We start from the raw sequence: 26,253 nt of genomic DNA on the forward strand, positions 1-26,253 counted from the left end.
CGATCACGCGGGCACCCTAGCTGGCGCTGTCCGATGAAGCTCCGTCCACCCCAGCATGGCGCGCAATTCGGCTGGGGAGGCAACAAACCCGTCACCCAGCTCGGCCAGCGCCGAGGCACGGACGGCCGGCCCGTCGAGGTGCTTGCCGTGCAGCTCGGGCCATTCGCGGCGGATCCGCTCGGCGGTGGGTTCGTCCTCCCGGTCGAGCTGCATGGGATCGCCGTAGACGGCCGGCTCGCAGCCCGCCGCGACGCCGTGGAAGATGGCGCTGCTGAGCCGGTTGGAGGCCACGCGGCGGTGGCGGCGCAGCTCGGTGAGCTGTTTGTCGAGGAAATGGCGGTCGGTGTCGAGCCACTGCTGACCGCGGTAGCCGTGGCACACGACCCGTCCGTACTGCTCGTAGGCCGTACGGACCCGGTCGTTGCGGTATTCGTTCCAGTAGAGGCAGAAGGTCACCGGGCCCTGCTCGGTCTCGAGGATCTCGTCGACCTGGCGCTGGTGATCGCCGAGGACCTGCTGCTTCTCCCAGCCGTGGAACGGGTAATAGATCGTGCCCTCGCGGGGCGGCGCGTCCGGCGCCGCGGGCCGCAGGGCGAGCAGGTAGAGAAAGGGAGCGCCGATGACCGTGGCCTGCCGGCGCCCCATCGACCACGCCCTCCGTCTGGTCCGTTCGGAGTAGACGAAGATGGGCCGGCCCGGCATATAGGGCGTGCCGAGTCCGAGTCCGTCCACCACGTTCCAGCCGTGCTGCACATAGCCGTCTATCCGGGGCGGGTGCTCCGGATCGAGGCCGCAGTATTCCGCGAGGATGTGTGCGTGGCCGTAGAAGTGGTTGGCGTGGTGCACCAGCTAGCTCCCGAGGATGGTCCGCAACGCCTCGACGACACGGTCCTGGTCGGAATCGCTGAGGTCGACGAAGAGCGGCAAAGACAGCTCCTCAGCGTAGAAGGCCTCCGCGACAGGGCACATCCCGCGCCGGTAGCCCAGGTCCTCGAAGACCGGGTGCCAGTAGACCGGGATGTAGTTGACCTGCACGCCGATGCCGGCCTCGCGCATGCGCTCGAAGACCTCGCGGCGGCGTCCGCCGAGCACCCGGACGGGGTACAGGTGACGCAGCGGGTCGACGCCGTCACGCTGGACGGGCAGGCGGAGCCCCGGCACGTCGGCCAGCAGCTCGTCGTAGCGGGCGGTCAGCTGTTGCCGGCGGGTCTTGAAGGCGGCCAGCCGCTTGAGCTGCGAGCTGCCGAGCGCGCACAGCAAGTCGGGCAGCCGGTAGTTCAGCCCGAACTCGTGGACCTCCTGGTGCCAGGGGCCCTCGTCCGGGTAACGCATGCGGCTCCGGTCGCGGACCAGTCCGATCATGCGGAACTCGCGGGCCCGCTGCAGCAGGTCGGGCCGCAGGGACGTCACGGCGCCACCCTCGGCCGTGGTCAGGTTCTTCGTGGGGAAGAACGAGAACGTCGTCACGTCGGCCAGCGAGCCGACCGGGCGGCCGTGGTAGGTGGTTCCGATCGAGTGGGCGGCGTCGCCGATCAGCACGGCGCCGGCGGGCTCGGAGATCTTGCGCAGCGCGTCGTATTCGGCCGGGTGACCCGCGTAGTCGACCGCGGCGATCGCCTTGGTGCGCGACGTGACCGCGGCCTCGACCGCGGCCGGGTCGATGTTGGCCGTCTCGTCCTCGACGTCGGCGAAAACGATCCTGGCGCCGAGCATGGCCGCGGTCGAGGCCGTGGCCACGAAGGTCATCGGGGTCGTGACGACCTCGTCGCCCGTGGTCACGCCGGCCGCCGCGTACGCCGTGTGCAGCGCGGTCGTGCCGTTGGTGACGGTGACCGCCGGCGCGCCGGCGACCGCCTCGATGTCGGCCTCGAACTGCGCCACCCGGGGGCCGGTCGTCAGCCAGTCGCTGCCGAGGGCGGAGACGACCGCCTCGACATCGGACTGGTCGATCGACTGCCGTCCGTACGGCAGCATCAGTTCTCCTCGAGCAGCTTGCGCATGTCCTCGACCGAGAGCCACAGATCGTTGTTGTCGGAGCGGTAGTTGAAGCCGTCCTCGACCTCTTCGCCACCCTCGGGAGCCTCGTAGCCCCAGCTGGCGACGACCGGCTGCACCACGTAGCGGTCGGGGAAGCGCAGCGTGCGGCGGCTGTCGTCGGAGGCGATCATCTCTTCGTGCAGCTTCTCGCCCGGCCGGACGCCCATCTCGTGGGTCGCCGAGTTCGGCGCCACGGCCTCGACCAGGTCGAGGATCTTCATGCTGGGGATGCGCGGCACGAACAACTCGCCACCCTGCATGACGTCGAACGAGTCGACGACGAACTTCACGGCCTGGGGGAGCGTGATCCAGAAGCGGGTCATCCGCTTGTCGGTGATCGGCAGGCTCTTGCCCTCGGCGGCGAGCTTGCGGAACAGCGGGACGACCGAGCCGCGGCTGCCCATAACGTTTCCGTAACGAACGACCGCGAGGCGGGTCGGGTGGGTGGCCGCGTAGTGGTTGCCGGCGATGAAGAGTTTGTCGGCGACGAGCTTGGTCGCGCCGTACAGGTTGATCGGGCTCGACGCCTTGTCGGTGGAGAGGGCGACGACCTTCTTGACGCCCTTGTCGATGGCGGCGTCGATCACGTTCTGTGATCCATTGATGTTCGTCTCGACGAACTCGGAGGGGTTGTATTCCGCGGTGTCGACCTGCTTCAGAGCGGCGGCGTGGACCACGTAGTCGATGTTGTGCATCGCGCGGTCGAGACGCGCTTTGTCCCGGATGTCACCCAGGAAGAAGCGCAGTCGCGAGTCGTCGCCGAACATCTGCCGGAGCTCGTACTGCTTCAGCTCGTCACGGGAGAAGACGACGATGCGCTGCGGGTCGAGGTGGGTGAGGGCGTAGTTGAGAAACGCCTTACCGAAGGACCCGGTGGCACCGGTGACCAGGATCGACGATCCGCTGAGTACAGACACTTGATTTTCTCCCGGGGGGTGGGCAGGACGCAGTACGAGCCGGAAGCATAACCAGCTCACCAGCCGATTCGCGGGCCAACATCAAACGCTAACCGTAGTTCATCGGCGCTTCCGCTAGCATTAACGACCTCGTCGCTGGTTACGACGAGCTTAAGAATCCTCTGCCCACCCGCCCCCCTTTTGGAGTACCCCCGTGAGCAACCTGCAGCGACTGCGCGAGGCGTTCCGCACCGCCCTGGACCTTCCGGCGGAGGCGCCCGTGGACGACCTGCGGTACCAGGACAATGAGAAGTGGGACTCCCTGGCTCACATGTCCTTGGTGGCGGCGCTCGAGGACGAGTTCTCGGTGATGATTGACACAGACGACGTCATCAACATGTCGAGTTTCACCGAGGCGGTAAACATCCTCGGTAAGTACGGAGTTGACTTCAATGAGTGATCGGGCGGCCCTGATCACAGGCGCCTCCCGCGGCATCGGCCGAGCCACCGCCACGCGTCTCGCGGAACGGGGGTACGACCTCGTTCTGCACGGGCACCGCGCCGAGTCGATCACCGGAGTGGCCGAGGAGCTCGCCGCCAAGTACGGCGTGACCGTCGTCAGCGGCCACGGCGACATCGCCGAGCCCGAAACGTCCAAGGCGCTCATGCAGCTCGCCTTCCAGAGCTTCAAGCGTCTCGACGCGCTGGTGGTCAACGCGGGCACGCACGCGGCCGGCATGCTCGGCATGACCGACGACGCGACCATCCAGCGCCTGTTCGCGGTCAACTCGGCCGGTGCGGTCTACACGCTGCGCGGCGCCGCCCGGCTGCTGGCCCGGGGCAAGAACCCGGCCGTCGTCCTGGTCTCGTCGATCACCGCCTCGCGCGGCATCGCCGGCCAGGCCGTCTATTCGGCCTCCAAGGCGGCTGTGGCCGCGCTGGCCCGATCGGCCGCCAAGGAGCTCGGCCGGCAGGGCATCCGGGTCAACGCGGTCGAGCCGGGCTTCATCGCCACCGACATGCTCGACACCCTCGACGAGAAGGGCCGCCAGGAGCGCATCGACGACACGGCTCTGGGCCGGCTGGGTGAGGCCGACGAGGTCGCCGACGTGATCACGTTCCTCCTCTCCGAGCAGGCCCGGTTCGTGACCGGCCAGGTGCTCGGGGTCGACGGAGGACTGACGCTGTGAATCTGTTCCACCCGGGCGCCCGCGTGATCGACGCGGTCACCGGCGAGGCGCTGACCGAGGACATGATCGCCGCGGCCGCCGCCCAACTGGCCACGGAACCGGGCGGGGTGGTCTTCCTGCCGATGGAGACGACCCTGCCGGTGGTCGCCCGCTACCTCGCGGCGCTGCGACTCGGGCGGCCGGTGCTGCTGCTCGACCCGGAGCACGACAACGCGCCGTTCGTCGAGCGGTTCACCACCACCGAGGTGCATCCGGATCTCGCGGTGCTGCTCACCACCAGCGGCTCCACCGGCAATCCGAAGCTGGTGCGGCTCACCGCCGACGCCGTGCGGACCAACGCCGAACAGATCGCCGAGGTGCTCGGCATCACCGGCGACGAGGTGGCCATCACCACCCTGCCGCTCTTCTACTCGTTCGGCATGTCGGTGCTCAACTCGCACCTGATCAAGGGCGCCACGGTTGTGCTCGAGCGCACCGGGATCATGCAGCGCGACTTCTGGACCGCGGTCAACGAGCACGGCGTCACCTCGCTGGCGTTCGTCCCCTCGCAGTACGAGATGCTCCGGCGCCTGCGTTTCGACCCGGCCAAGTACCCGACCGTGCGCAGCCTCACCCAGGCGGGCGGCCGGCTGCGCACCGACCTGGTGACCGACTTCGCGCAGCGCATGGCGACCGTCGGCGGACGGCTCTACGTCATGTACGGCCAGACCGAGGCGGGCCCCCGGATGGCCACGCTGCCGCCGGCCCGCCTCGAGGAGAAGCTCGGCTCCGTCGGCCAGGCGCTGCCCGGCGGCGCCTTCACCATCGAGGACGACGAGGTCGTCTACCGCGGTCCCAACGTCATGATGGGTTACGCCGAGACCGCCGCCGACCTGGCACTGGGCGACGTGCAGGGCGGCGTGCTGCGCACCGGTGACCTCGGCCACGTCGACGACGAGGGCTTCCTGTTCATCACCGGCCGCATCAAGCGCATGGCCAAGGTGTTCGGCGTCCGCATCAACCTGGACGACGTGGAGAAGAACTTCCCGGTGGCCGCCGTGGCCGACGACGACAAGCTGGCTGTCTTCGCGGTCGGTGTCAGCGACGAGGAGGCCCGCGGCCTGCGGACCAAGATCGCCGAGTGGCTCGGGACACATTTCTCCGGCGTCGTGGTGCGTAGTGTTGAGTCGCTGCCGCTGATGCCCAACGGCAAGACCGACTATCGGGCGCTGGAGTCTTCGCTGTGAGTAGTGTCTTCACCCTGCCTCAGGCCGCGAAGGAGGAGGTCCTTCTCAAGGAACTCTCCGCGCTGACCGAGCATCACCGGGAAAACTGCGAGCCGTACGCGCGGATCCTCGCCGCCAACGGCTATCAGCCCGCCTCCTCGGTCGAGGGCCTGCCCTGGCTGCCGGTGCGGCTCTTCAAGAACCTCGAACTCAAGAGCATCCCCGACGACCAGGTGTACAAGGTCCTCACGTCCAGCGGCACCACCGGCTCCGAGGTCAGCCGGATCTACCTCGACAAGGCGGCGGCCGGCGAGCAGACCCGCAAGCTGGGCGCCACGGTGCAGTCCGTGCTCGGCCCCAAGCGGCTGCCGATGATCCTGGTCGACACCAAGGCCATGCTGAAGGACCGCAAGTCGTTCAGCGCCCGCGGCGCCGGCGTGCTGGGCATGTCGAACTTCGGCCGCAACCACGTCTGGGCGCTCGACAACGAGGGCCACGTCGACGTCGAGGCGCTCAAGGGCTTCCTCGACCAGCACGGCGACGAGCCGTTCCTGATCTTCGGCTTCACCTACCTGGTCTGGCTGCACCTCTACGAGGTGGCGCTCGAGAACGGGCTCGACCTCAGCAACGGCATCCTGATCCACTCGGGCGGCTGGAAGAAGCTGGTCGACCAGGCGGTCTCGCCCGAGGAGTTCCGCAAGCGGCTGGCCGCGGTCGGGCTGACCCGGGTGCACAACTACTACGGCATGATCGAGCAGATCGGCACGATCTTCCTCGAGGGGCCGTCCGGCGGCTCGCTCTACTGCCCCGACTTCGCCGACGTGGTGATCCGTGACCCCGAGACGTGGGCCGAGCAGCCGGTCGGCAAGCCGGGCCTGATCGAGGTCATCAGCACCCTGCCCACCTCGTACCCTGGGCATGTGCTGCTGACCGAGGACCTCGGCGTGGTGCACGGCGTCGACGACGGCGACTGGCCCGGCAAGCACTTCTCCGTACTCGGCCGGCTCCCGCGGGCCGAGGCGCGTGGCTGCTCCGACACCTACCGGGAGGCGGCGTGATCCAGTACCGCTTCGGCGCGCAGGGCGACCTCACCGCGCCGTCCGACGACCGCCTGACCGTCGGCGACCCCCGGGTCATCGACTTCCTGGCCAAGCTGGCCCGCAAGCTGCTCGCGCCGGCCGTGGCCCGGCGGCACCCCGAGCTGGGCTCGCTCGGCTTCTTCCTGCGCCCGGCCGAGCTCAACCGCACGGTCGGTCACCTGCAGCGGGAGGACGCGCTCGTCTTCCCCCGGGGCAACGTCTTCCACATCCCGCCGGCCAACGTCGACACGATCTTCGTGTACTCGTGGGCGCTGTCGGCCCTGGCCGGCAACCACAACGTCGTCCGGATCTCGGAGCGTTCGGCCACCGCGGCCGACACGATCCTGACCGCGCTCAACGAGGTGCTGGCGGACGCCGACCCGGTGATCGGCCGCACCCAGCGCATGATCACGTACGGCCGCGACGACAAGGTCACGGCGGCGCTCAGCCACTGGGCCGACCTGCGGGTCGTCTGGGGCGGCGACTCGGCCGTCGAGGCGATCCGCAAGCACCCGCTGCGCCCGTCCGCCCGCGACCTCACCTTCCCCGACCGCACGTCGTGGGCCGCCCTGTCGGCGGCCGGGTGGCGCGCGGCCGAGCCGGCCAAGCGGCGCGACGCGGTGCTCGGCTTCACCAACGACTCGTACTGGTTCGACCAGGCGGCCTGCTCCTCACCGCGCACGGTCTTCCTGGTCGGCGAGGACACCGGCGACGTCCGCGAGGAGTTCATCGAGCTGCTGCTGCAGGTCGTCGACCAGCGCGGCTGGGCGATCGACGCGGCCATGGCGGTCGAGAAGAGGGTGAACGCCTACGGGCTGGCCGCCACCGGCGCGGTCTCGTCGATGGCGTTCCCGGCCAACTCGGTCACCGCCATGTCGCTCAGCGCCGTGCCCGACGCGCCGCGCCGCTGGATCGGGGCCGGGGCCTTCCCGTTCGCCGAGGTCGGCTCCCTGCTCGAACTGGTGCCGGCGATGAACCGGCAGGACCAGACGTTCAGCCACTTCGGCTTCTCGCGGGACGAGCTGCGCGAGTTCGCGCTGGCGCTCGGCGGCCGCGGGGTCGACCGGATCGTCCCGTTCGGGTCGGCTCTGACCTTCGGCTCGATCTGGGACGGCTACGACCTTCCGCGCGAATTCACACGGTTGACGACACTCGTAGAGTGACCGCCGTGCTCGAGGCGGTCGAGGCGGCGCCGAATCCGATCATGCGCCCCTCGGCGGTCCCCCGCCGACCCTCGAACGTCTACCGCCGCCTGCGGGCGCCGCTGGCGATCCTGCCCTGGGTCTTCCCGGTGGTCGCGCTCGTCCTGACGCTGCTCGACACCGGCGTCTCGGGGCGGGACATCGCGCTCTACGCGTTCTATTTCGCCGTCGACATCGTGCTGCCCGGCACGCTGGTCTACCGGGCCCTGCGCGGCAGTCGCGGCAACGTGCCCGAAGACCTCGGCCTGGGCGCCGCCACCGGTCTGCTGATCATGCTCGGCTCGTGGGCGCTCTCGGCCGCCCTCGACAAGTTCGTGCTGCTGCCCTGGTGGCCGGCGCTGATCGTGGTGCCGTTCCTGGCCGTGCCCCGGCTGCACCGCTACTGGCGGGTCAGCCGGCCCCGCCCGCTGCCGCTGCGCTGGTCGTGGATCGTCGCGGCCGGGCTGGTGCTGCTGGTGCTCAGCGAATACCCCGGCTGGATGAACACCCCGCTGCCCCCGGCCGGGGGCGTGATCTATCAGGACCTGTATTACCACCTGGCGCTCATCCACGAGATGATGCGGCCGATGCCGTTCCAGGTGCCCCAGCTGTCCGGCACCCCGCTGCACTACCACTACCTCTCCGACGCGGACATGGCCGCGGCCAGCATGATCACCAAGATCGACCCGGCCGTGGTGCTGATGCGTCTCTGGCTCGTGCCGGTCGCGGGCACGGCCGTCTTCGTGATGGCGGCGCTCGTCCGCTCGCTCAGCGGCAAGTGGTGGGCCGGCGCGCTCGGCGGCACCGCGGCCATCCTCGGCCTGCCGTTGTTGCTCGGCACCGCCTACACACCGCTGGGCGGCAGCCCGGTCAACGCCGAGAGCCCGTCCCAGACGTACGTGTTGCCGCTGCAGGCGCTCATGGTCGTGCTCACGGTCGACGTGCTGCGCGGCCGCCCGCTGCGCTGGGGCTGGACGCTGATCTTCCCGCTCGCCCTGGCCTGCGCCGGCGCCAAGTCGAGCGCGCTGCCCCCGTTCATCGCCGGTCTGCTCGCCGCGACCGTGGTCGTGCTGATCGGCTACCGCCGCCGGCTGCTGCCCGTGCTGACCCTGTTCGCCCTCACCCTGGCCGGCGTCGGGCTCGGCTTCCGCCTCTTCGCCGGCGGCGGCGCGGGAACCCTCGGCTTCCAGCCGCTCTCCGTCCTCTACTGGATGGCGCCCTACCGCGACACCATCGGGCACCAGGACGTCATCGACGGATCCCGCTTCCTTCCGTACGGGGTGGAGACGACGGGAACGATGGGCCGGCTCTTCATCGCCGGGCTGCTGATCTGGTGGCTCGCCATGCAGTCGCCGCGCATGCTGGCGCTGCTCGGCATCGCCACCGGCACGACCAAGCGGGAGCCGTCGATCTGGCTGCTGGCCGGCATGACCGCGGCCGGCTTCGGCGCCACCTTCCTGCTCTGGCACCCGTCGGCCAGCCAGGTGTACTTCTATACCGGTGCGGCGCCCTTCGGGACGGTCGCGGTCGCCTGGGTCATGGCCGACCTGGCCCGCGGCTGGAAGACCGTGTTCGCCGGCGCGCTCGCGGGCGGCACGTGGGCACTGCTGGCCCCCCAGATGTACGCGCCGCGGATGGACCGGGTCGTCAACTGGATCTTCATCCTGGCCGAGCCGCTGATCCGCACGGCCGTCATCGCCATCGGCGTGGGGGCGATCGGGCTGATCCTGCACCGTGTGATCACCGGCCGCACCCCCTGGCGGGCGGTCCTGCCCGCGCTGCTGGCCGCGGTGCTCACCGCCGGCCTGGTCGGCGGGGCCAAGCGCCAGATCGAGGCGGTCGACACCTCGCTGGCCGCCGTGCCGACCGGAATCCAGGATCCCGGCAAGCTCGTGCTCAGCGGCGAGATGGCCGCGGCCGCATGGCTGGACGACAACGCCGGCCGCGACGACGTCGTGGCCACCAACGTGCACTGCGTCCCGATCGACTGGACGCTCAGCTGCGACTCGCGCGCGTTCTGGGTGGCCGGGCTGGGCGGCCGGCGCACCGTGATCGAGAGCTGGGGCTACACCGACGAGGCGGTCGCCCAGGACGGGGTGAACGGCGAGCGCTACTTCAAGCAGCCGGCGCCCGATCTGCTGCGCTACATCCTCAACCAGCGGGTCTTCGCGCACGGGCAACCCGAGGACGTGGCCGAGCTCAAGCGCCTGTACAACGTCAAATGGCTGTTCGCGGACGACCGGGCGGCCGGCGGCCGGTCGGCGAACCTGGCCGAGGTGGCCACGCTGCGCTTCTCGTCGGGGCCGGTGTCGATTTATGAGTTGCCCTGAGCCGTACGGTGGGGTTAACCCTACCGTCGATCCGGCGGCGGGCAGGATCGGAACGGAGCGCGCCGATGCCTAGCGTCAACAGCATGACGACGCAAGCCTTCCTCACGCGCTCACCCCTGGCCCGGCTGGTGCGCCAGGTCGGCATCGACACCCAGTACGTGCTGATCGGTTTCCCCATCGGCCTTCTCACCGTGTCGCTCTTCATGGCACTGTTCTTCACCGGTCTCGGCACGTTGATCATCTGGGTCGGCATCCCGATCCTGATCGCGACCCTCATGACCGCCCGCGGCTTCGCCATGCTCGAGCGTGCTCGCATCGGCCCGGTGTTCGGCCAACGGCTGCCGCACCCCTATTACAAGAAGGCGGCCGAGGGCGGCTTCGTGCGCCAGGCGCTGACCACCCTGGGCGACGGCCAGTCCTGGCTCGACATGCTGCACGGGATGTTCCGCTTCATCCCCAGCACCATCTCGTTCAGCCTCGTCATCACCTGGTGGGCGGGCGCGATCGGCGGCCTGACCGTGGTGCTGTGGGACTGGTCGATCCCGCACCCGGAAGACAACACCGACCTGCCCGAGCTGCTCGGCATGGGTGACGGCACCGCCACCCGGCTGCTCTTCTACTTCGCCTGCGGCGTGTTCTTCCTCGGCACCCTCTACCCCGTGGTCCGCGCGTCCGCCCTGCTCGAGGCGTGGTTCGCCCGCGGCCTGCTGAGCGGCGTCAACGAGCTGCGCGAGCAGGTCGCCGAGGCCAACGCGGCCCGTACGGTCGCCCAGCAGCAGAAGGCGGCCGCGGTCTCGGCCGAGGCCAACGCGCTGCGCCGGCTCGAACGCGACATCCACGACGGCCCGCAGCAGCGCCTGGTGCGCCTCGCGATGGACCTGGGCCGCGCCGAGCAGCAGTTCTCCACCGACCCCGAGGCGGCCCGGGCCACCGTGGCCGAGGCGCTCACCCAGACCCGCGAGACGCTCGACGAGCTGCGCGCGCTGTCCCGCGGCATCGCCCCGCCGATCCTGGTCGACCGCGGGCTCCAGGCCGCGCTGACCGCCCTGGCCGGCCGCAGCCTCGTCCCGGTCGAGCTGGACGCCACGCTGGCCGAGCGCCTCGAACCGACGGTGGAGTCGACGGCCTACTTCGTGGTGGCCGAGGCGCTCACGAATGTGGCCAAGCACAGCCACGCCAACGAGGTCCAGGTCAGCGTCAAGCGCAACGCCACCGGCCTGATCGTCTCGATCGCCGACGACGGGGTGGGCGGCGCTAGCGTCGCCAAGGGCCACGGTCTGGCCGGCCTGGACGACCGGGTCCGCGCGGCCGGCGGCGTGCTCGACGTCTCGAGCCCGGCAGGGGGAGGGACGAGGCTCACCGCAGCCCTCCCCGTGTAGAACTTGGAAATCTGACAGCATGTGCGTATGCGGGTGGTGATTGCCGACGACGCGGTGCTGTTGCGTGAGGGTCTCGTCAGGCTCGTCGAAGAGAACGGCCACACGGTGGTGGCGGCCGTCGGCGACGGGCCTTCCCTCGTGTCGTCGATCGTCGAGCACAAGCCGGACGTGTCCATCGTGGACGTCCGCATGCCGCCCTCGCACACCGACGAGGGGCTCCGGGCCGCGGTGGAGGCGCGCGGCCTGGTGCCCGGCACTCCGATCCTCGTGCTCTCGCAGTACGTCGAGGTCTCGTACGCCGACGACCTGCTGGCCGACCGTCTGGGCGCGGTCGGCTACCTGCTGAAGGACCGGGTGTCCCTGGTCGCGGAGTTCCTCGACGGCCTGCGCCGCGTGGCCGGCGGGGGCACGGTGCTCGACCCCGAGGTGGTCAGCCAGTTGCTCGTCCGCCGCCGCCGCGACGACCCGCTGCGCAACCTGACCCCGCGCGAGCGTGAGGTGCTCGGGCTGATGGCCGAGGGCCTGTCCAACAACGCGATCGCCCGCAAGATGGTCGTCACCGACGGCGCGATCGAGAAGCACGTGCGCAACATCTTCACCAAGCTGTCGCTGCATCAGGACGAGGAGCAGCACCGCCGCGTGATGGCAGTGCTGGCCTATCTGCAGGGGTAGGGCTACCACTACCCCCGATACGCGGGTCTGCTGTATCGATCGGGGTCCCGGTTGTTCATAGCGTCATTCCCATGGAAAACCGGGAAAACGTCAAGGGAATCGCGGCCCGCGCCGCGCTGTGGAGCGCCCGCCACCGAGCGCTCGCGATCCTCGGGTGGATCGCATTCGTGATCGGCGTGACGGTACTCAGTGGACACTTCGGCACTCTCGAGGCGACGTCGTCGGACCAGGGACACGGGGATTCTGGTAAGGCGGACCGGATCGTCGAGGCGGCCGGTTTCCCGGAGCAGCCGGCCGGCGAGATGGTCATCGTGCAGAACCGGGCCGGCGCCGACCGCAAGGCCGCGATCGCCGACCTGACCAAGGCCCTCAAGAGCACGGCGAACGTCATCGACGTGCAGCCGCCGGTCGAGTCGCCCGACAAGCGCTCGTCGTTGGTCACGTTCAGCATCAGCGGCGACGCCGAGACGGCGGCCGACCGGGTGCAGCCCTCGCTCGACACGGTCGCCGCCGTGCAGGCGAAACACCCCGACCTCTACGTCGCCCAGGGCGGGTCGGCCAGCGGCGACAAGCTGATCGGCGAGGACCTCGAGAAGGGTCTGACCCAGCTCGGCATCCTCTCCATCCCGGTGACCCTGGGCATCCTGCTGGTCGCGTTCGGCGCCGTGGTCGCCGCCCTGCTGCCGGTCGCGCTGGCCATCATGGCCGTGATGGCGGCCATGGGCCTGCTCGCCTTCGCCAGCCGCCTGGCGCCGACGGTCGACACCACCGCGCACGTGATGCTGCTGGTGGGACTGGCGGTCGGCGTCGACTACTGCCTCTTCTACATCCGCCGGGAACGCGACGAGCGGCGCAGCGGGGCCGACCCGCACCGCGCGCTCGTGATCGCCGCCCAGACCTCGGGCCGCTCGATCTGGATCTCCGGTCTCACCGTCATCGTCGCCATGGCGGGCATGTTCCTGACGTACGACGCCACGTTCGTCAGCTTCGCCGTGGGCACCATCCTGGTCGTCGCGACGGCCGTGCTCGGCTCGCTGACCGTGCTGCCGGCCCTGTTGTCGGCTCTCGGCGACAAGGTCGACGCGGTCAAGATCCCGGGCCTGTACCGCAAGCGCGGCGACGGCCGGATGTGGAACGGCTTCCTGCGCCTGGTGCTGGCCAAGCCGCTGATCTCGGCTGTGCTGGCCGTCGGCGTGCTGGCCGCCCTGGCCGCCCCCGCACTCGACCTGCGTACCAAGGGCGAGGGCATCGAGGACCTGTCGCCCGACGCGCCGATCGTCCAGGCCTACCTGGCCGTCGAGAAGGCCTTCCCGAGCGAGATCTCGCCGGCCGAGGTCGTGGTGCAGTCGCCCGGCGCGGGCTTCGAGCAGAAGGTCACCGGCTTCCGCGAGGCCGTCGAGAACAGCGATGGCCGGCTTGCCGGCCCGGTCGACGTGGAGCTCAACCCGGCGGGCACCGTAGCCGTCGTCTCGGTCGGCCTGACCGACGAGAAGGCGCTGGACCTGCTGCGGGACGACGTGGCGCCGGCCGCGTTCGGGCCGGGAGCCCTGGTGACCGGTGAGGCGGCGGGCAGCGCCGACTTCAACGCGCGGCTCAACGCCAGCCTGCCCTGGGTGTTCGGCTTCGTGCTCGGCCTGGCCTTCCTGCTCCTGCTGGTGTCGTTCCGCTCGGTCGTGGTCGCGCTGACCGGGGTGGTGCTCAACCTGCTGTCGGTCGCCGCGGCGTACGGAATGCTGGTCTTCGTCTTCCAATACGGCCACTTCGAGGACCTGCTCGGCTTCCAGGCGTCCGGGGGAATCACCAACTGGATGCCGCTGTTCCTCTTCATCATCCTGTTCGGACTGTCGATGGACTACCACGTCTTCGTGCTGAGCCGGATCCGCGAGGGCCACGACCGCGGCCTGCCGACCCGGCAGGCTGTCCGCGAGGGCATCGGCCGCACGGCCGGCGTCATCACGAGCGCGGCGGTGGTCATGGTGGCGGTGTTCGCCCTGTTCGCGACGCTGCCGATGGCGTCGACCAAGCAGCTGGGCATCGGCTTGGCCGCGGCCGTGCTGCTCGACGCGACCATCATCCGGGCCGTGCTGCTGCCGGCTGTGATGGCGATGCTGGGCGAGAAGAACTGGTGGCTGCCGCGCTGGCTGGGCTGGCTGCCGCAGATCGCCCACGAGCCCCCGCCGGCCGCTGCTCCCGAGCCGCGCGAGCGTGAGCTGACCACCGTCGCCTGACGCGCTTCCCTTCCCCGTCGGGGTCTCGGCTTTCGCCGAGGCCCCGGCCTCTGTCAGGGGGGCTCGGTGCAAGAGGACGTCGGCGTCTCAGCCGGCGTGCGGAGTGTCTCTGCCAGTGGGCGGAGTGCCTCTGTCAGCGGGCGGCCTGGGGTGCCTCTGCCGCCGTGCGGGGTGCCTCTGTCAGTGGGCGGAGTGCAGGAGGATTTCGGCGCCGACGGGGCGGTAGCCGGCGGACTGGAAGGCGCGGACGCTGCGGGCGTTGCCGGCGGCCTGCTGCGACCACAGCACCGAGCCGGGCGGGATCAGGTGGCGGGCGGACAGCGCGAGGGCGCGGCCCAGACCACGGTCGCGCGCCTGCACGTCGACCTCGATCGAGACCTCCCAGCGGCCCGCCACGCCACGGCCGATCGTGAGCAGTCCGCCCGGCGCCGACCACGTGCGCACGTCGTCGCGGCGGGTGAGTGCCCGGCGTACCCGGGGATGATCCTGATCTTGCTCGGTGACGGGCAGCGGGGGTGGTCCGGGCAGCGCGGGGGCAACGGTGAGAAGGTCGATCGTCTCGGTGGTGCGGCCGGTGCGGGCCATCAACGCCGCCAGGAAGACCGGGTTCATGGTGGCCGCGAGCGGGTCGCAGTCGAGGCCGGCGATCGTGGCGCGGATCCACTCGGGGTCGTCATCCAGAAAGATCACGGTATGAGCCGTGCAGGCCAGCACGCCGGCGTCGCGCACGCTCGGCTGCGGGACGACGGTGGTGCCCCCGTCGGCCGGCGGGAACACCCCACCGGCCGCCAACTGCAAAATCTTGGCCAATTCCATGCGTCGATCGTGCCTCCGCCGGGCGAATCCTCAGAGGGCGGAGCCGGCCAGGTGGCCCAGGGAGGCGGCGCCCAGGCCGACGGTGAGGCTGGCCAGCACGTACGTCAGGGCCCGCACCCGCTCCCCGTTCTCGACCAGCGTCAGCGCCTCCAGGCTGAACGTCGAATACGTCGTGAGCGCTCCGCAGAATCCCGTTCCGAGCAGTGCGCCCAGCGCCGGCGGCACGGGCAACCCGATCAGGAAGCCGAGCAGCAGTGACCCCGCCACGTTGACGGCGAACGTGCCGAGCGGGAAAGTTCCGGCCCGGGCGCGCAGGGCCTGGTCGGTCAGGTAGCGCAGCGGCGCGCCGACCGCCGCCCCCAGGGCGACCAGCAGGACCGTCATCGCCGCACCCGCCGGGCGAGGGAGCTGCCGGTCCAGACGGCCAGGAGGGCGCCGGCGACCGTGGCGAACAGATAGGCGAAGCCGATCACGGTCGGTGACACCACGACGTCGGTCATCGCCGTCGAAAACGTCGTGTATCCGCCCAGGAAGCCGGTGCCCAGAAAAAGCCGCAAGCGGCGCGGAGTGGGAACAAGCACCGAAACACCGCCAATAACCAGGCAACCGGACACATTGATCAGCCAGGTGGCCCAGGGGAACCCGCCCTCGGGATGGGGCCAGACGGTGTTGAGGCCGTAGCGGGTCAGGGCGCCGAGCACGCCGCCGGCGGCGATCACGGTGAGGGTCCGGAGGTTCACCGGATCAAGCTACCGGGGCTGTGACCGGGGCGAACGTGGCGGCGTCCGCCCCGGCCGGACTGTCCACTGTAGGTCATGATCTTGGGGTGAGGGCGCGCGTGAACGAAGTTACGGTTGTCATCCCGTGATGTGTGCCACACAGCTTCCTTTCAGGCGTCACCCGGAGCCTCCGGTCGGAGCCACGTTTACCCGCCATTCGGGTACATTTCGCCCGGACGGCTCGCCGGTATGACCGGGGAACGATTCCCTAACGGTCTGCGCGGAACTTAACCTTGAGTGGTACCTTTCGGCGTCCGACTTCGCGGGTCTTCGAGGACCTGCCGATATCGCGCGCCCGAGTGACACTAGATGGCAGCGCACCAGCAGCCGGCGATGGACGAGGGAATGCAGCACTTCAACAATCACTGCGGTCACGCCCGCCCGCCGGCCCCTCAGCACAAATCGGGTCGGCCAGCTTCCACAGAGAGGGTGAAGTGATGTCGGAGCGCTCCGCTGCCCTGCTTCCCAATCAGGGTACGGACTTCGCTGCTGCGCTTACCGCGCCGCCGGTCAACAACTTGCGGCGTATCGGCGGCGAGATGTTCAACTGGAGCGACCGCGACCCGCAGCGTAGTGAGGCGCTGCCGCGCGGCGCCGTCCTTCGCCACCTGATCGGGCAGTACGCCGGTCCCGGTCGCTCGGTCCTGGTCGCCGGCCCGCACGCCGACGAGGTCGTCGTCGCGCTGGCCGACAGCGGCGCCTCGGTCAGCTGGCTGCTCCGCTCGCTGATCGACGCCGAGGACGCAGCCCGCAATCACTCGCAGGTCACCGTCCTGTCCGGCGCCGCGGTCAAGCTCGACGCCGGTGAGCGGTTCGACCTGGTCGTCGCGGCCGACGGCGTGGAGCGCCTGAACTCCACCGAGGGCGAGCAGATGTCCCCGGCCCGGCTGATCGATCGGCTGGCCGAGGCGGTCCGGCCCGACGGCGTCCTGCTGCTGGTTCACGACAACCACCTGGGCGTGCACCACACCGTCCGGCTCGAGCCGGGCAACCGCGAACGCCTCGACTCGGACTGGGATGCCCCCGAGGACGAGAACGACCCGCAGCGTCCCGCCTCGCAGCAGCAGTTGGCGGCCCGGCTCGCCGAGTCCGGCCTGACGGTCGGCGCCTCGTACGCGGTGTTCCCCGAGCCCGCCGTCCCGACCGTCCTGGTCGGCGAGGGCCTGCTCGGCGTGGTCTCCTCCCCGCTGCGCCCCCAGCTCGGCACCGCGCTGTCCCGCGCCATCACCGCGGCCTACCGCAATCGTCCCGTGCTCAGCGACCCGCGCCGCCTGGTCAGCCGGTCGCTGCGCGCCGGCGCCGAGGCCACGGTCGCCCCGGCCTGGCTGGTCATCGCCCGGGCCGGTGACGCCGCCGGCATCGACCGCCACGAACTGCTTGTCGGCGACCCGAGCGGCAGCTTCGCGTACGAGGTCTCGTCGCAGCAGGGCGACGTCCGCACAACCGTTCTCCAGCCGCTCTCCGGCCCGCTCGAGCGGGCCGGCCTGCGTCGCGTCAGCGAGCCGACCACGTCCGGCGCCGAGTCCGGTTACGTGCTGGAAGAGCGCCTGCTGCACCACGCGGCGACCAGCGACCTGCGCGCCCTGCGCCTCGAGCTGGGCCAGTTCGACTCCTGGCTGCGCGGCCAGGCTCAGGACGGCCGGCTGACCGGCCCGGTCGCGTTGGCCGGCCTGGCCGACGTCCTGGTCACCGACCAGGGCCCGACGCTGCTGCCCACCCGCTGGGAACCGATCGAGCCGGTGGCCGTCGAGATCGCCGTGGTCCGCGCGATCTGGCAGTTCGCGGTGCAGCTGATCACGTCGGGTCAGCCCCACCCGTGGCAGATCACGTCGAGCGCGGTCGACCTGACCGCGATCATGCTCGGCATGGTGGGCCGGGGTGTCGACGCCGACCGGGTGCGCGCCGCGGTCGAGCTGCACGTCCAGCTCGAGGCGGCCGAGTTCGACCTGAGCCTGGCCGACCAGCACGACCGGCGGCTCCAGCTGCTGGCCGTCACGCCCGGCACGGCCTCGGTCGACGTGCCCGGCTTCCGCGAGCTCACCGAGGCGCTGTGGCGCCAGCGGTACGAGGCGAGCCATCTGCTGGCGATGATGGAGTGGACCGAGCAGATGATCAAGTCGCGCGACCTCGCGGTCAGCAAGATGGACTGGGAGGTCCAGTTCTACAAGAAGACCTGGCCGGGCCGGGTCCTCATGGTCGCCCGCAGCGGCTACCGGGTGATCGTGCGCGACGGCCGCAAGTTCGTCCGCAACCGGCGGGCCCGCAAGGCAGCCGCCAAGCAGCAACAGCAGGTGTGAGAAAAGGGGGCCCCGAGGGGCCCCCTTTTACTGTCCGGTCAGATCAGTTCCCAGGTCAGCGGCGTGCCCTTGGCGGCGTCGGCCACGAACGTGCGGCCGAGGACCAGCCCGATGGCGTCCGGCTCGAGTCCGCCGGTCGGGCGGATGGACCGTACGTTCTCGGGCGTGACCTTGTCGCCCGCCTTCACGTCGGCCACGACGTAGAGCGAGCGCCGGAACCGCAGGCCTTCCTTCTCGGCCTCGGTCGGGCCGATGTGCGTGGTGCCCAGCGCCTGCCAGGCCCGCTCCGACTCGATGCGCAGCGCCTTGAGCTCGGCCGGCTCGAGCGAGAAGGCCGAGTCGACACCGCCGTCCGCGCGGTCCAGCGTCACGTGCTTCTCGATCAGGCAGGCGCCGAATGCGACCGACGCGATCGGCACGCCGATGCCGTGCGTGTGGTCGCTGAGGCCGATCGGCAGCTCGAGCATCTGGGCCAGGACCGGGATGCGGCGCAGGTTCGTGTATTCCGGCGGGGCCGGGTAGGAAGCGGTGCAGCTCAGCACGGTGATGTCGGTGGCGCCGACGCCCTTGGCCGCCTCGACCGCGGCGGCGATCTCCTTCACCGAGGCCATGCCGGTCGAGATGATGATCGGCTTGCCGGTGCTCGCCGCGAGGCGGATCAGGGGCAGGTCGGTGATCTCCGAGGATGCGATCTTGTAGAGCGAGGCGTCGAGCTTCTCGAGCAACTCGACCGCCGTACGGTCGAACGGGCTGGAGAACGGCGTGATGCCCCGCTCGCGGGCGCGCTCGAAGATCGGCTCGTGCCAGTCCCACGGCGTGTGCGCGCGCTCGTAGAGGTCGTACAGATAGGCCTCGGACCACAGCTCGTGGCCCTTGGAGATCTGGAACCGGGGATGCTTCACGTCCACGGTCATGGTGTCGGCCGTGTACGTCTGGATCTTGATCGCGTCCGCGCCGGCGTCCGCCGCCGCGTCGACCAGCGCGAGCGCCCGGTCGAGAGAGCCGTTGTGGTTACCCGACATCTCGGCGACGATGTACGGCCGTTTCTCGGGCCCGAACTCAGTCATTGCTTCCCTCTCTCCGTCCAGACGACAGTCTTCATCTCACCGTCGACGAGTCGTTCGTAGCGCCGCGTCTCCTTGAAGCCGAAGCGCCGGTGCAGGGCGAGCACCTGCTTGTTGTCGGCCAGGGTCTCGCCGCCCAGGGTCTCCAGGCCAAGTGTGCCGAAGGCGTAGTCGACGGCCTCCTTCTCCAGGCGCATCCACGCGAAGAGCAACTTGTCGCCCAGCCCCGCGGCGTCCAGATAGAAGGACCACGTGTTGCCGTCGAAGATCACCACGCCGGCGGGCGTGCCTGCATCGTCTTCGTAGATCAGCACATCACGCCACCGCTTTTCCCACCACTTCGCATGCTCCTCGGGCTTGATCTCGTGCGTGGTCAGGCTCACGGCACGCACCGACTCGTGGTTGCGCCAGGGCAGGATCAGATCCCGTTCGGCGTAGGTCGCAGGTCGCAGCACAGTGTCAAAGTATGGCCGCCCCCCGAGTGTTTCCGCCGGGGACCTGGGTCACAGCGCAATTCCTCACCCTCGTCCACCACCAGCCGATCGAACGGGAGCACTTTTCCCCCAGGAGGCGACCGGATGGGCATGGTCTGGACCGGCGACAGTCGAGCACTGCGCGTATCCGCTGGGTTGCTGGCAGCGGTGATCGCCGGTGTGGTCGTCAACGCCGTCCACCCCGTGGTCCCGTGGGCGTTGCTGTGGCTGCCCAGCGTCGCCGGCGCCGCGGTGCTTGCTGTCGACAGCGTCCGGACCGCTCGCACCGAGCACCTTCCCCCGCCGGTACGCCAGTTCTGGAAGCGGATCGCGTGGGTCTGCCTGCCGGTCGGGCTGGGTAACGCCGCTCAGGCCCACCACCTGCTCACGGTGCCTGACCCGGTGCATGCCGGCGTCAGCGTCGGTCAGATCGGCTTCCAGGGCATCGCCGTCCTGCTGGTCATGTACGCCCTGCTCCGCCTTCCGTTCGGCCAGCAGACCCGCGGCGAGTTGTTCCGCGTGGTGCTCGACGCGGGCGCAGTGATGCTGGCCTGCGCGGTCTACCTGTGGCACTTCTCCGGCCGGTACGCGCTCGAGGACGGCGATCCCGGCATGCTCTTCACCTCGCTGGCGCTGAGCCTGCTCGCCCTGCTCGCCGTCTTCGCAGTCGCCAAATTCCTGCTCACCAGCCAGAACCAGATCGAACCGGGCGCCCTGCGGATGATCGGCATCGCGGTGGTGATCGGCGTGATCGGGCCCACGCTGCGGCCGTTGTTCGTGGCGCTCGACCCCAACCTGTTCCCCGACATGATCGACCTGCCGGCCCTCTTTCTCTGCGCCGTGCTGGCCACCCGTCGTCAGCGCGCTGCCCGGCCCGGCCCGCGCCGCGGCGTCCAGCCGGTCCGCCGGCGCCCGTTCAGCTTCCTGCCCTATCTGGCCGTCGCCGTCGTCGACGGGCTGTTGATCGCGGTCACGTGGCGGGAGAGCAGCGACCGCCGGATCATCGTGGTCGCCGCCGTGCTGCTGACCGCCGTCGTCGTACTCCGCCAGATCACCGCGTTCCGCGACAACGGCCGGCTGCTGCGCCGCCTCGACCACAACGCCACCCACGACGCGCTCACCCAGCTGCCCAACCGGGTGCTCTTCCACGACCGGCTGCGCCGGGCGCTGGAGAGCCCGGGCGACCGTCCGGTCGCCGTAGCGCTGATCGACCTCGACGACTTCAAAGAGGTCAACGACACTCTGGGGCACGAGGTCGGCGACCAGTTGCTGATCGCGGTCGCCCAGCGCCTGGCCGGCTGCCTGCGCGTCGAGGACACCGTGGCCCGGCTCGGCGGCGACGAGTTCGTGGTGGTGATCGACGGCGCCGGCCCCGACGCGGCCGACCTGGCCGCCCGCCGCATGATCGATTCCCTGCGGGCGCCGGTGCCGGTCGACGGTCACGAGCTGCCCATCCGGGCGAGCATCGGCATCGCCGACGGTCGCTCCGGCGACGACCCGAGCCTGCTGCTCCGGCAGGCCGACATGGCGATGTACGCGGCCAAGGCGCTCCCCGGCACGGCCGCGCTGCACTACGACGCCGACATGGCCGCCACCTCGGTCGGGGCCGAGCTGCAGGACGCGATCCGCGACGACCAGCTGTTCCTGCTCTTCCAGCCGATCGTGACGCTCGACGAGGGCCACCGGGTGCTGGGCGCCGAGGCCCTGGTGCGGTGGAACCACCCGGTGCACGGCACGCTCGCGCCGGCCGCGTTCCTGCCGCTCGCCGAACGTACGGGCCTGATCGTGCCCCTCGGCCGCTGGGTGCTGCGCACCTCGCTGCGCCAGCTCGCCGACTGGCCCGCCGGCACCCTCCTCAACATCAACATCTCGCCCCGTGACCTGCGGGAACCCGACTTCGCCACCGCCCTGTCGGCGCTGCTCGACGAGTACGGCGTGGCTGCTGCCCAGATCACCCTGGAGATCACCGAGTCGATGCCGGTCGTAGCGGGCGAGTCGTTCACGATGCTCGACGAGCTGCGCGCCCTGGGCGTCAAGCTGGCGCTGGACGACTTCGGCACCGGCAGCTCGCCGCTGAGCCTGCTGCACGACGTACCCCTGGACGAGGTCAAACTCGACCGCGCGTTCACCCAGGCCGACCCGGACGGCCGCGTGTCGGTCGCCGCGGGCGTGGCCCACCTGGCCGAGGCGTTGAAGCTGCACGTGGTGGCCGAGGGCGTCGAGACCCCGCAGCAGGCCGAGCGGCTGCGCGAACTGGGCTACCGGGCCGCTCAGGGCTACCACTTCGCCCGCCCGATGCCGGCCGCCGACTTCGAGGCCCTGCTGCCGGTCGAGGCCCGCGCTTAAGGTCTGTTTCATGGAGACGTTCCACCGCCCGGCCGTGCGCGTGATCTGTTTCGACGCCGACGGCCGGGTGCTTCTGATGAACTGGCGCGACCCGCACGACGGCGCCCGCCTCTGGGAACCGCCCGGCGGCGGCATCGAGCAGGGTGAGACCCCGCTCGAGACGGCCCGGCGCGAACTGGCCGAGGAGACGGGCCTCGACCCCGCCCGCATCGGCGACAGTTTTCTCGACGTCTACCGCGAGACCACCTGGAAGGGCCGTCTCTTCGCGGGCAACGAGCAGTTCTTCGTGGCCCGCTACGACACCGCGCGCCCGGCCCTCTCCGCGGCCGGCCTGATGCCGTACGAGGTCGAGGACCTACTCGGCCACGACTGGGTGCGCCCGGCCGACTTCCCGGCCCTTCTCGACCGCCTCGAGCCACCCGACCTGGCCGAAGTCGTTTCTCTGCTTCAGCGGCGACTGCCGTGAGCGCTTCGCCGGACGAGCGTTGTGCCCGCCAGGATCGCGTGAGCCCGGCAAGGTTGTGCCCGCCAGGATCGCGTGAGCCCGGCAAGGTCGTGCCGGACGGGATCGCGCTTGAGCCCGGCAAGGTTGTTGCATACAGATCAGCGACAACTCGTCATGCGGCGCTGTCGAGATGGCTGATGACGCGCTGCAGCACAGCCAGGCCTCGCGAGGGTCGCGCACCTCGTTGGCGCGGCCGGCGTGACGGTCGGCGAGCGCCTCTTGCACGACACCTGACACACCGGCCGGGTGCCCGGCGGCTTCGGCGGCGGCGATCATCGAGGCGGGCAGGCGGACGGCCTTACTGGAGACAGGCGGTGAGGTAGCGGAGCGAGTCGGCCCGGTCGGGGGTGGCGGTGTGGGGGTGGCGGAGCTCGGCGGTGTAGATGGCCAGGTCGGCGAGGATCCACCAGCGGCGGTAGAAGGCGATCGCCGGGCGGGAGACGGAGCGGCCGGTTCGATGCCCGTAGGTCTTGAGCAGGCTGTCGTCGGGGGCCGGGGGAGCGCCGATCATGGCGCTGGTCAGCATCCAGAGGTCGCGTTCGGGTGGGGCCACGCGGGCGGTGTCCCAGTCGATCAGCAGTGGGCCGTCGGGCGTCCGGAGAACGTTTCCGGGGTGGGGCTCGCCGTGGGTGACCACCCACTCGGTGGTGGGGGCGACGGATGCGGCCAGCTCGTCGAACTCGTGCAGCCAGGTCGTGATGCGGGCGGCGTGGCGGCTCAGGATCTCGCGCGCCGGTTCGCCGTACGGGCCACCCGTCCACGGGGCGTCCAGGGCGGACAGGGCCGTCTCCAGATCCTCGCGGCCGGGCAGGCGCAGGTCGGTGCGGAGCGCGATCGAAGGTGGGTCGGTCCGGTGCAGGTCGATCAGCAGGTTCAGGACGTCGTTCCGTTCGGACTCCGCATGGGGGCCGAAGTCGCCGGCTGTTCCGGGCACCAGGGGATAGACCGACAGGGCGTGCTGGGCGCTCAACGGGCGGGCCGCGTCGCCGTCGCGGTCGGGGACCGGGGCGAGCACGAAGGTGAGGCCGGCCTTCCGTAGCGCGGTTGCCGTGCCCAGTGCCTGCCTCAGCGTGGGCAGGTCAGCTCTTACGTCGACGGTGGCGAACCAGCGCTCGCCGCCCTCGTCGTCGACGGCCCAGTGGTAGCCACCGGCGCCCACCGGGAGGAACTCGAGCTCGCGCGGCCGCAGGTTCCAGCCGTCGGCCAGGCCACGGATCACGTCGTCGTCGCTCAGGCCGTCCGGTCGCTCCCGCACGGCCGCATTGTCGCGCAGATCAGCGCTCAAGGCCCGCCCGAAGGGCGCCGGTCGGCGTCCGAAGAAGGCGCGGTTCAGGGGAAGAGCAGGTCGGAGAGGGCGGCGCCGGTCAGGGGCTCGGCGAAGTAGTAGCCCTGGCCCAGTTCGCAGTCGCCGCCGGCCAGGGAGGTCAGCTGGCCCGCGTGCTCGATGCCCTCGGCGATCGTCGACAGATCCAGGGCGCGACCCAGCTGGATGATGCCGTGGGTGAGCGCGGCCGCGGTGGGCTCGTCCACCACGTCGTCCACGAAGGACTTGTCGATTTTGATGATGTCGACCGGGAACTGGCGCAGGTAGGCCAGCGACGAGTAGCCCGTGCCGAAGTCGTCGATGGCCAGGCGGATGCCGAGAGCCTTGAGCGCGCCCAGGCGCTCCAGCGTGGCTGCGCGGTGGTCGACCAGCAGTGACTCCGTCAGCTCCAGCACCAGGCGGTCGGGCGCCAGGCCGGCCGAACTCAGGGCCGACTCCACCACCTGGACCAGAGCTGCCTGCTCGAGCTGCACGGCCGAGACGTTGACGCTGACCGACAGCGGCGGGCCCTCGCGGCGGGCGTTCCATTCGGCGACGCGGGTCGTCGCCTCGCGCAGCACCCATTCGCCGATCGGCACGATCATGCCGGTCTCCTCGGCGAGCGGGATGAAGTCCATCGGCGGCACGATGCCGTGCTCGGGGTGCATCCAGCGGATCAGCGCCTCGACACCGCTGATCTCGCCGGTCTGCAGGTGCACGATCGGCTGGTAGCGCAGCTCGAACTCGTGCCGCAGGACCGCCCGGCGCAGGTCGGCCTCGAGCGCGATGTGCGCCTGGAACGCCTCCTGCATGGCCGGCTCGAACACCTCGTACCGGTCCTTGCCGTGCTTCTTCGCCTGATACATCGCGAGGTCGGCGTGGACCATGAGCTCGGCCGCGGCGTGCTGGTCGGGGCCGCTGAACGCGACGCCGATGCTGGAGCTGATGAACGTCTCGGAACCGAGCAGGTCGAACGGCTCGCGCAGCGCGGCCAGGATGCGCTCAGCCACCGGCACGGCCTCGCCCGCGTCGAGCACGCCGGGCAGCAGCACCGCGAACTCGTCGCCGCCCAGGCGCGCGGCGGTGTCGCCGTCGCGCAGGCAGTTCCGGATGCGGTCGGCCACGCCGGTCAGCAGCGCGTCGCCCGCCGAGTGTCCGAGCGAGTCGTTGACGACCTTGAAACGGTCGAGGTCGACGAAGAGCACGGCCCCGCCCAGTCCGGCGTGGCCGAGCGACTCCTCCATGCGGGTTTGGAACAGCGCGCGGCTGGCCAGGCCGGTCAGCGAGTCGAGGAACGCCTGGCTCATCGCCTCCTGGGTGCGGGCGTCGGTCAGCGCGAGGCTGAGGTGCTCGGCGAACGCCTGCAGGATCTCGCGGGCCGGCTTCTCCCACACCCGACGGGCGCCGAACGTGCCGACGGTGAGGCTCCCGACGGCCTGCCCGTTGACCCGCACGGGGGCGGCCATGACGGACTCGAGCTGGATGGCGGTCATCGGGGGCAGCGCGATCGGGCACGAGGCGTAGTCCTCGACCGCCACCAGTTCGTCGCCGAGGATCGCCAGGCCGGAGACGCCGCCGGAGGCGACCGGGATGAGCTGGCGCTTGGCCGCCGGCCCGGGCGGCACACCGAGCGCGGCGACGGTGCTGCCGAGCGTGCGGTCATCGGCGTCCAGCAGGTTGATCGCGACCATGTCGACGCCGAGCAGGTCGCGCACGGCGACCAGGACCATGTCGAAGATCTGCGGGACGGGCACGCGTCGGCCGATCGCCCGCTGCACGGCAGCCATCTCCTCGAAGACACGCCGGCCCTGGTCGAGGTAGCCGAGCAGGCGGCCCTTCTCCTCGGCGTAGCGCCGCTCCGACTCGATCATGTGCAGCGACTGGAGGCTGAGCTCGAGCACGCGGGCCAGACCGCGAAGCAGGCAGACCTCTTCGGTCGTGAACGGCGCCCGCGCCCGGCCGAGGACCAGCACACCGTCGGCCGCGCCGCCGATCGTGGCGTATGTGGCCGCGTACTGCCCGTGGGGCAGTTCGAGGGTGGTCTGCCGACCGGCGGCGACCTCAGCCAGTGGCTGGGCGGGCACCCTGTCGGGCGGCAGGCCGACGGCCGCCACGACGCTGCCCTCGATCATGAGGACGGCTATGTCGGCGCCGAGGGCGCGAGCCGCGCATTCCACGGCAGCGTGGTGCGCGGCCGGACCGTCGGGGCGGTCCGCGACCGCGGAGAGGAACTCACCGAGCTGATCTGTCGCTAGCACGATTGACCAGTCGTCCTCGGACGGTCCCACATGAGGAAAACGGGGCCGCCCGAGCTCACACGACCGGTCACGATGTGGTCATGATTTCCCTGGAAACGGTCAGGCGATTCGCGAGCATCGTCGTAGTTTAGAACGATCTTGATCGACCCCCGGGCCTGGTCAAACGGGCAAGTAAACAACGAAGTCTGTGAGCTTGTGATGGAGGCCACAGGTTT

At 70.4% G+C, this 26,253-nt stretch carries 22 protein-coding genes; 12 read left to right on the plus strand and 10 right to left on the minus strand.

The genetic code is table 11. The annotated features are described in order from the left end of the window. Nucleotides 1–3: 3 nt before the first annotated feature. From LXN57_RS18060 to pseB, 3 genes are read right to left on the minus strand one after another with little or no spacing between them, the layout of a single operon-like run. Entirely contained in the window at nucleotides 4–846 is an 843-nt protein-coding gene (locus tag LXN57_RS18060; protein WP_251799325.1) for a hypothetical protein, read from the minus strand. Nucleotides 847–849: 3 nt separating this feature from the next. Continuing rightward, the gene (locus LXN57_RS18065; RefSeq protein WP_251799326.1) at nucleotides 850–1,974 is read right to left on the minus strand and encodes a DegT/DnrJ/EryC1/StrS family aminotransferase; all 1,125 of its coding nucleotides are present in this window, start codon (nucleotides 1,972–1,974) and stop codon (nucleotides 850–852) included. Continuing rightward, nucleotides 1,974–2,954, minus strand: coding sequence for a UDP-N-acetylglucosamine 4,6-dehydratase (inverting) (pseB, locus tag LXN57_RS18070; protein ID WP_251799327.1), 981 nt, complete (start codon nucleotides 2,952–2,954; stop codon nucleotides 1,974–1,976). The genes LXN57_RS18065 and pseB overlap by 1 nt, the downstream gene beginning before the upstream one ends. Nucleotides 2,955–3,147: 193 nt before the next feature. Here pseB and LXN57_RS18075 point away from each other — a divergent pair, with 193 nt between their 5' ends. The 9 genes from LXN57_RS18075 (at nucleotide 3,148) to LXN57_RS18115 (ending at nucleotide 14,197) form a co-directional block, all read left to right on the plus strand. Further along, nucleotides 3,148–3,393, plus strand: coding sequence for an acyl carrier protein (locus LXN57_RS18075; protein WP_221379685.1), 246 nt, complete (start codon nucleotides 3,148–3,150; stop codon nucleotides 3,391–3,393). After that, complete coding sequence (locus tag LXN57_RS18080; protein WP_251799328.1) at nucleotides 3,386–4,123, plus strand: SDR family NAD(P)-dependent oxidoreductase; 738 nt, start codon at nucleotides 3,386–3,388, stop codon at nucleotides 4,121–4,123. The genes LXN57_RS18075 and LXN57_RS18080 overlap by 8 nt, the downstream gene beginning before the upstream one ends. Next, on the plus strand, nucleotides 4,120–5,349 hold the full coding sequence (locus LXN57_RS18085; RefSeq protein ID WP_251799329.1) for an AMP-binding protein: 1,230 nt from the start codon (nucleotides 4,120–4,122) through the stop codon (nucleotides 5,347–5,349). The genes LXN57_RS18080 and LXN57_RS18085 overlap by 4 nt, the downstream gene beginning before the upstream one ends. Continuing rightward, nucleotides 5,346–6,386 carry a LuxE/PaaK family acyltransferase gene (locus LXN57_RS18090; RefSeq protein WP_251799330.1) on the plus strand — a complete coding sequence of 347 codons (1,041 nt, stop codon included), beginning with the start codon at nucleotides 5,346–5,348 and terminating at the stop codon, nucleotides 6,384–6,386. The genes LXN57_RS18085 and LXN57_RS18090 overlap by 4 nt, the downstream gene beginning before the upstream one ends. Continuing rightward, the gene (locus LXN57_RS18095; RefSeq protein ID WP_251799331.1) at nucleotides 6,383–7,570 is read left to right on the plus strand and encodes an acyl-CoA reductase; all 1,188 of its coding nucleotides are present in this window, start codon (nucleotides 6,383–6,385) and stop codon (nucleotides 7,568–7,570) included. Before LXN57_RS18090 ends, LXN57_RS18095 begins: the two co-directional genes overlap by 4 nt. Next, the gene (locus LXN57_RS18100; protein ID WP_251799332.1) at nucleotides 7,567–9,918 is read left to right on the plus strand and encodes a hypothetical protein; all 2,352 of its coding nucleotides are present in this window, start codon (nucleotides 7,567–7,569) and stop codon (nucleotides 9,916–9,918) included. The genes LXN57_RS18095 and LXN57_RS18100 overlap by 4 nt, the downstream gene beginning before the upstream one ends. Nucleotides 9,919–10,001: 83 nt before the next feature. Then, a complete protein-coding gene (locus LXN57_RS18105) occupies nucleotides 10,002–11,297 on the plus strand; it encodes a sensor histidine kinase (protein ID WP_251799333.1) in 1,296 nt (431 codons plus the stop codon). A 27-nt stretch (nucleotides 11,298–11,324) separates the two neighbouring features. Beyond that, entirely contained in the window at nucleotides 11,325–11,969 is a 645-nt protein-coding gene (locus LXN57_RS18110; protein ID WP_251799334.1) for a response regulator, read from the plus strand. Nucleotides 11,970–12,040: 71 nt separating this feature from the next. After that, entirely contained in the window at nucleotides 12,041–14,197 is a 2,157-nt protein-coding gene (locus LXN57_RS18115) for an MMPL family transporter (protein ID WP_251799335.1), read from the plus strand. A gap of 180 nt (nucleotides 14,198–14,377) precedes the next feature. On the opposite strand, the gene LXN57_RS18120 is transcribed toward LXN57_RS18115, so the two are convergent. From LXN57_RS18120 to LXN57_RS18130, 3 genes are read right to left on the minus strand one after another with little or no spacing between them, the layout of a single operon-like run. Next, on the minus strand, nucleotides 14,378–15,013 hold the full coding sequence (locus LXN57_RS18120) for a GNAT family N-acetyltransferase (protein WP_251799336.1): 636 nt from the start codon (nucleotides 15,011–15,013) through the stop codon (nucleotides 14,378–14,380). A gap of 30 nt (nucleotides 15,014–15,043) precedes the next feature. Continuing rightward, on the minus strand, nucleotides 15,044–15,397 hold the full coding sequence (crcB, locus tag LXN57_RS18125) for a fluoride efflux transporter CrcB (protein ID WP_251799337.1): 354 nt from the start codon (nucleotides 15,395–15,397) through the stop codon (nucleotides 15,044–15,046). After that, the gene (locus LXN57_RS18130) at nucleotides 15,394–15,753 is read right to left on the minus strand and encodes a fluoride efflux transporter FluC (protein ID WP_251799338.1); all 360 of its coding nucleotides are present in this window, start codon (nucleotides 15,751–15,753) and stop codon (nucleotides 15,394–15,396) included. The genes crcB and LXN57_RS18130 overlap by 4 nt, the downstream gene beginning before the upstream one ends. A gap of 476 nt (nucleotides 15,754–16,229) precedes the next feature. Between LXN57_RS18130 and LXN57_RS18135 the strand changes: the two genes are divergently transcribed. Continuing rightward, a complete protein-coding gene (locus LXN57_RS18135; RefSeq protein ID WP_251799339.1) occupies nucleotides 16,230–18,089 on the plus strand; it encodes a class I SAM-dependent methyltransferase in 1,860 nt (619 codons plus the stop codon). Nucleotides 18,090–18,127: 38 nt separating this feature from the next. On the opposite strand, the gene pseI is transcribed toward LXN57_RS18135, so the two are convergent. Next, nucleotides 18,128–19,156 carry a pseudaminic acid synthase gene (gene pseI, locus LXN57_RS18140; RefSeq protein WP_251799340.1) on the minus strand — a complete coding sequence of 343 codons (1,029 nt, stop codon included), beginning with the start codon at nucleotides 19,154–19,156 and terminating at the stop codon, nucleotides 18,128–18,130. Then, a complete protein-coding gene (locus LXN57_RS18145; RefSeq protein WP_251799341.1) occupies nucleotides 19,153–19,608 on the minus strand; it encodes a GNAT family N-acetyltransferase in 456 nt (151 codons plus the stop codon). Before LXN57_RS18145 ends, pseI begins: the two co-directional genes overlap by 4 nt. A 123-nt stretch (nucleotides 19,609–19,731) precedes the next feature. Between LXN57_RS18145 and LXN57_RS18150 the strand changes: the two genes are divergently transcribed. Next, nucleotides 19,732–21,972, plus strand: coding sequence for a putative bifunctional diguanylate cyclase/phosphodiesterase (locus tag LXN57_RS18150; protein WP_251799342.1), 2,241 nt, complete (start codon nucleotides 19,732–19,734; stop codon nucleotides 21,970–21,972). A 10-nt stretch (nucleotides 21,973–21,982) separates the two neighbouring features. Then, nucleotides 21,983–22,438, plus strand: a complete 456-nt coding sequence (locus tag LXN57_RS18155) for an NUDIX hydrolase (protein WP_251799343.1) — start codon at nucleotides 21,983–21,985, stop codon at nucleotides 22,436–22,438. 337 nt (nucleotides 22,439–22,775) lie between these two features. Here LXN57_RS18155 and LXN57_RS18160 read toward each other — a convergent pair whose 3' ends face one another. Both LXN57_RS18160 and LXN57_RS18165 read right to left on the minus strand, forming a co-directional pair. Next, nucleotides 22,776–23,732, minus strand: coding sequence for an aminoglycoside phosphotransferase family protein (locus LXN57_RS18160; protein ID WP_251799344.1), 957 nt, complete (start codon nucleotides 23,730–23,732; stop codon nucleotides 22,776–22,778). A 74-nt stretch (nucleotides 23,733–23,806) separates the two neighbouring features. Then, complete coding sequence (locus LXN57_RS18165) at nucleotides 23,807–26,038, minus strand: putative bifunctional diguanylate cyclase/phosphodiesterase (protein WP_251799345.1); 2,232 nt, start codon at nucleotides 26,036–26,038, stop codon at nucleotides 23,807–23,809. Nucleotides 26,039–26,253 lie beyond the last annotated feature (215 nt).

This window comes from Paractinoplanes hotanensis, from assembly GCF_023717965.1.
GTDB lineage: Bacteria > Actinomycetota > Actinomycetes > Mycobacteriales > Micromonosporaceae > Actinoplanes > Actinoplanes polyasparticus.